This is a genomic window from Halapricum sp. CBA1109 (genome assembly GCF_009741825.1).
In the GTDB taxonomy this organism is placed as follows: Archaea; Halobacteriota; Halobacteria; order Halobacteriales; family Haloarculaceae; genus Halapricum.
On the sequence record NZ_WPCA01000173.1, the window covers coordinates 1 to 5,076 of the forward strand.

Consider the following 5,076-nt stretch of genomic DNA (forward strand, 5'->3'; position numbering starts at 1 on the left):
CCCCGCCGACACCGTCAGGGCCGTCGCCCACCGCCGCTGTCGGGAGAATCTCGATGTCGTGTTCGGCCGCCAGCGACGCCATCTCCTCGGGGACACTCCCCCTCGCGTGGGCCATCGCGGTGTCGGCGTCGTATCGCTGTTTCGCCTTCTTTGCCTTCCGGAGGTGGTCCCTCTGAAGTGTCGTGCCCTCGCCCGCGGCGACGATGACGACGCCCGTTCGCTCCTGTGGGCGGTTCGTCCCGCCGAGCAGGTAGACGTCCCCGGAGACGTGGGTCCGGTCGAGGCGCCACCCCGCCCCTTCGAGGTGGTCCCGGACCCGTTCGGTGTAGCGCTCTGGCCCCCCACCGGCGTCCTCGGAGGCCATACTCGTTGTTAGGACGGCTGTGTCCTTCAAAATAGGGTGTGCTCGCACACGCCTCAAAAGCGCGCGATACCGCGCGGTGTCACGTCCCGTCCGTCGCTTCGCGGTACTGCTCGCGCGTGATCGTGTACCGGTGGCGGTCGACGACCCGGCCGTCCGGGCGCCGCGTCGCGTTCCTGACGACGCCGTCGTACTGCCCGCCGAAGCGTTCGACGTACTCCTCGACGGCCCGCCGGGAGCGGTCGTTTCCGTCCTCGATCGGGACCGCCACCAACCCGAGGTCCAATCGGTCGAAGGCCATCTCGATCATCGCCGCCGCTCGCTCGCCGGAGTAGCCCCGTCCCCAGAACCGCTTGCGGAGACAGATAGCCGGCTTCCCGGTGGCTGTCTCCCAGTCGACGATCAGTCCGCCGGTGCCGGCCACCTCGCCGGCCCCGTCCTCGCCCGATTTCGGCCTGATCACGTACTCGGCACGCTCGCCCTCCACCCACTGGCGCTCCCGTCTGTCGAGCAACGCCTCGGCGTCGTGGGGCGTCTCCATCGGCTCCCGCGGGAGGTATCGCATCACCTCGTCGATGGCCCTCGCTTCGGTCGAGAACTGCCGGTAGTGCTCGAAGACGTCGACGGTCGCGTGACAGAGTCGCTCAAGTCGGAGGCGGTCGGTCTCGACCGTCTCGGGGAACAGCATACCGGCCCTTTGCCGACCGGGCTGAAAAAACGCGATGCCGGTGTGTGACTGTGTCATAGTGTTTCTTGTAGCTATGTACCGGTTCGACCGCCCGAAGTCAGGCGGTCGATGCCGAAATGACCTACAAGAAACACTAGCAGCCCGCGTCGACGCGGACTCCACGCGGTGATAATTTTCGGTGGGATTTTGAGTCGACCACCGGTACGTGTCGCCGTGACTCCCGGCAGTGACCTCTTGGAGGACCACGAGATGAGCGACGAGGAGATAGCGACGTTCCTGACCGAACAGGGGACCGGCGTCCTCTCGATGGCCGACGACGACGCGCCCTACGGCGTCCCGCTGTCGTTCGGCTTCGACGGCGAGGACCGACTGTACTTCCTGTTCGCCGGCCACTCGGCCGCCGGCAAGAAGGTGACCTACGCGGAGCGTTCCGAGACGGCGACGTTCACCGTCTACGACGTCGCCGACGACGATAGCTGGCGGAGCGTCATCGTCGAGGGAGGCCTCGACCGCATCGTCATCGACGACTGGAAGGCCGCCCGGCGGGCGATGGCCGACAACGCCTACCGGCCGGACCTCCTCGCCGACGTGGACGAACACGAGGACCCGCGCGTGTGGGCGCTGGACGTCGAGGAGTGGTCCGGCCGGCGGAGCGACGCCGACTGAGGGACGCGGTGGCGCTCGCGCCGGCCCCGAACACTACAGTTCCTTCTCCATCGCCACGTGGGGGATGCCGGCCTCCTCGAACGCCTCGCCGTAGCGCTCGTAGCCGACCGTCTCGTAGAATCCCGCCGCGCGGGTCTGGGCGTGGAGTTTCAGTCGCTCGAACCCCGCCTCGCGGGCCTGTTCCTCGATTGCGTCCATCAGCAACTGGCCGATGCCCTGCTCGCGGTACGCGGCCAGCACCGAGACGCGTTCGACCTTCCCGGTCGCTTCCTCGGTGGCCCGCAACCTCGCGGTTCCGATGGCTTCGCCGTCGTCGTAGGCGACGACGTGGGTCGCGTCGCCGTCGTTGTCGTCGTACTCGATGGCCTCGTCGACGCCCTGTTCGTCGACGAACACCGTCTGCCGGACGGCGAAGGCGTCGGTCAGGTCCCCCTCGCCGTCGACGACGCTGATACTAACCATACCGGTCCGGTGAGGCCCTCACGGGTAAGAGCGTGCCGGCCGACGCCCGTCGCCCGCCGAGTCCCGCCTGGCGACACTCAGAACAGGCTGTCGGTGGTGACCGCGCCGACGACGCTGAAGATAGCGGCGACGCTGATGGCCCGGAGCGTGACGTAGAGGCGCTCGGTCCGCGGGAGGTCACCGACGAACGTCTCGGGCGCGGTTATCGACAGCGCCAGCGCCGCGACCGACCCGTAGGCGACGAGTAGCACCGAGACGAACCGGACCGGCACGCCCGCTATCGCGGCCTCCCGATTCGGGTCGCGGTCGTTGTCGGCCCCGTACAACCCGCCGTACCCGATTGCCACGACACCGGCGACCAACACCAGACTGTGGAAGACGGTCATGTTCTGTGCCAGTCGCCACACCTCCGCGGTCACGACGAACGGACCGGACAGCAGGAACCCTCCGACTATCTGCTGGGCGGTGTCCGCGAGTTTGTGTTTCTGCCGCTGTTGCATACGCTAGTGGGACGCACCCAGCGACATACGTATTCGGCCCGGCCGGCTCCCCGTCTCCCGTCGTCGACAGGCCGGGCCCTAGGCGGTAAGGCGGCCGGGATACGGCCGGACACCGGATGTCTCGGCCGCTGTGACCGCCGCTCCGCCATCCCTTCTCCCCATACTCGTTAGGTACGATCCTGATTGTAGTTGCCATCCTACACGTAGATGGTATGTACGACATCGAGGCAGACACTCGGACCAACCGGCTCTACATCGACCTGAGCGGTCGCATCGACGCCGACGCATCGACGAGGCGGCCACGGAGGCAGTCGCGGCGGCCGAGGACCTCGACGACGGGTTCGACATCGTCAACGACGTCTCGGGGTTCAAACCGCCGTCGCCGGAGGCCGCGAAACCGATCAAGCGCGCGCAGGGCCACCTCAAGGAGATGGGCGTCGACCGGGTGGTCCGCGTGGTCGATGCGGAAACGAGCAGCGTCGTCGTCAACGCCTTCGAACGCCGCTCGAAGTCGGTCGGCTACAGCGGCGAGTCCGCCGACTCCGTCGCGGCGGCCGAACGGACCCTTGAGACGGAACAGGTCGCTGGCTACGCGGACTGACGACTCCCGACCGCCCCCGGTCGCGGCCGTCACTCCATCCGACTCCCGCCGTTGACGGGCGTGTAGGTCCCGGTCGTGAACCGGCCGGCGTCCCCCGCGAACGCGACGATAGTCGCCGCGACGTCCTCGGGTTGGGCCACACGACCCAGCGGCGTCGCGCGGGAGACGTTCGCCCGCAGTTCCTCGTCTATCCGCTCGCTCGTGGCACTGGTCTCGACAAGCCCCGGCGAGATGGTGTTCGCCGTGATACCGTGTTCCCCGTACTCCTCGGCGACGTATCGGACGAACGCGTTGAGACCCGACTTCGCCACGCCGTGGGCGACGGACTGCCCGTCCGCCCGTTTCGACAGGCCACTGGAGACGTAGAGCAGGCGCCCGTGGCCCTGCTCGACCATCCCCGGAGTGACCGCCTTCGTCGTCGATAGCGCTGCCTTCAGTTCGGCGTCGATCTTCCGGGCCATCTCCGCCCACGTTATCTCGGCTATCGGCTTTCGCTCGAACGGTAAGTTCGCGTTGTTGACGAGGATGTCGACGGTTCCCAGCTCCGATTCCGCTTTCGACACCATCGAGGTCACCGCGTCCGGATCGGTGACGTCCGCTTGGACGACGAGGCTGTCGCTGCCGGTGTCTTCGACGTCGGCCGCCACCGCTGCCGCGGCCTCGTCGCTGGTGAGGTAGTTGACGACGACGTCGGCCCCGGCGTCGGCGAGTTGCCGCGCCGTCTCGGCCCCGATACCCCGGCTACTCCCGGTGACGAGTGCGACCTGTCCGTTCAGATCCGTTGTCATATTTTCCCCTTCTCGGAGTCGTCTGTAAAAGATTGCCGGGTATCTCACTCCCTGACGTTACCGGAACCACCACGCAGTCACGCCGAGTCGGGGACGTGTCCGACCACCACTTGGAACCGCGTGTCCGGCACGTCGGTTATCTCGATGTCGACGAACCCGTTGTCCGCCAGTGCCGACCGGTACTCCGCCTCGGTGTAGGTGTTACCCGCCTCCGAGATAGCGACCATATGGAGGCCGAACCGTTCGGCCACCTCGGACCGCCCACGGACCCACTCCGCGCCGACGAAGGTCCCGCCGGGGTCGAGCGCCTCGTATGCGTTCCCGAAGTACTCACGGATCCCGTCCAGCGTCAGCGACACAGTCATCCGCGCACCGAACACCACGTCGTAGCCGGTCGGGAGCGACTCTCGCGCGTCGCCCTCCACTACGTTCAGTCCCTGCTCGCGGTGGTGGTCCTCTAGGAAGTCGAGCACCGACTCCCGGTCGACGAGCGTCACGTCGGCCCCGCGGCGGTCGAACTCGGCAGCGAACGCGCCCGGGCCGCCCCCGACGTTGAGCAGTCGGTCCGGTCGCGGATGAGCGTGTTCGGCGGCCGTGACGATGGCCCGGACCGTCGCGTCGTCGATGGCGGCCATCCCACCCATATAGTTGCGGAACTCCTCCTCGCTGAACCCCGAGGGGTAGTTCCCGCGCATCCGTTCGGGGAGTGCGACGTAGTCCTCGAAGGCGTCGAGCCGATGGGGGAGGATGCCTCGCTCCAGCGGCGGCGTCTCGGGGTCGAGCCCCCGCAGTCGTTCGGTCGCCTCGTAGCGCCCCGCCGACACCGTTGCGTACCCCTCGTCCGACGAGTGCGTCGAGCGCCGCGGTAGCGGCCCGCTCCGTGACTTCCGTCTCCTTGACGATGGTCGTGGCGTCCGTCGGCCCATCCAGCAACGCCGCCGTGACGCCGGTCTCCCCGGCCAGGCCCACACGGAGGAACACCTCGAGATGCTTGTCGTACAGTGAGTCGC

General features: G+C 67.7%; 8 protein-coding genes. 2 read left to right on the top strand and 6 right to left on the bottom strand.

All coding sequences use genetic code 11. The features are described 5' to 3' along the window. Positions 1–364, bottom strand: a 364-nt coding sequence (locus tag GJ629_RS14265) for a hypothetical protein (RefSeq protein ID WP_157513630.1), incomplete at its 3' end; no start/stop codon positions are given. Between the two features lie 79 nt (positions 365–443). Next, complete coding sequence (locus tag GJ629_RS14270; protein ID WP_370515919.1) at positions 444–1,049, bottom strand: GNAT family N-acetyltransferase; 606 nt, start codon at positions 1,047–1,049, stop codon at positions 444–446. 213 nt (positions 1,050–1,262) lie between these two features. On the opposite strand from GJ629_RS14270, the gene GJ629_RS14275 reads away from it, so the two are divergent. Then, the gene (locus GJ629_RS14275) at positions 1,263–1,715 is read left to right on the top strand and encodes a pyridoxamine 5'-phosphate oxidase family protein (protein WP_370515920.1); all 453 of its coding nucleotides are present in this window, start codon (positions 1,263–1,265) and stop codon (positions 1,713–1,715) included. A 33-nt stretch (positions 1,716–1,748) separates the two neighbouring features. Here the strand turns inward: GJ629_RS14275 and GJ629_RS14280 are convergent, their stop codons facing one another. Both GJ629_RS14280 and GJ629_RS14285 read right to left on the bottom strand, forming a co-directional pair. Further along, positions 1,749–2,177, bottom strand: a complete 429-nt coding sequence (locus GJ629_RS14280) for a GNAT family N-acetyltransferase (RefSeq protein WP_157513631.1) — start codon at positions 2,175–2,177, stop codon at positions 1,749–1,751. 77 nt (positions 2,178–2,254) lie between these two features. Then, a complete protein-coding gene (locus GJ629_RS14285; protein ID WP_157513632.1) occupies positions 2,255–2,677 on the bottom strand; it encodes a DUF2391 family protein in 423 nt (140 codons plus the stop codon). Positions 2,678–2,807: 130 nt separating this feature from the next. On the opposite strand from GJ629_RS14285, the gene GJ629_RS14290 reads away from it, so the two are divergent. After that, complete coding sequence (locus GJ629_RS14290) at positions 2,808–3,278, top strand: hypothetical protein (protein WP_157513633.1); 471 nt, start codon at positions 2,808–2,810, stop codon at positions 3,276–3,278. 29 nt (positions 3,279–3,307) lie between these two features. Here GJ629_RS14290 and GJ629_RS14295 read toward each other — a convergent pair whose 3' ends face one another. Both GJ629_RS14295 and GJ629_RS14300 read right to left on the bottom strand, forming a co-directional pair. Further along, positions 3,308–4,066 (bottom strand): SDR family NAD(P)-dependent oxidoreductase, encoded by a 759-nt coding sequence (locus GJ629_RS14295; RefSeq protein WP_157513634.1) that lies wholly within the window; start codon positions 4,064–4,066, stop codon positions 3,308–3,310. Between the two features lie 77 nt (positions 4,067–4,143). After that, a complete protein-coding gene (locus GJ629_RS14300) occupies positions 4,144–4,992 on the bottom strand; it encodes a bifunctional 2-polyprenyl-6-hydroxyphenol methylase/3-demethylubiquinol 3-O-methyltransferase UbiG (RefSeq protein ID WP_157513635.1) in 849 nt (282 codons plus the stop codon). Positions 4,993–5,076: the final 84 nt, after the last annotated feature.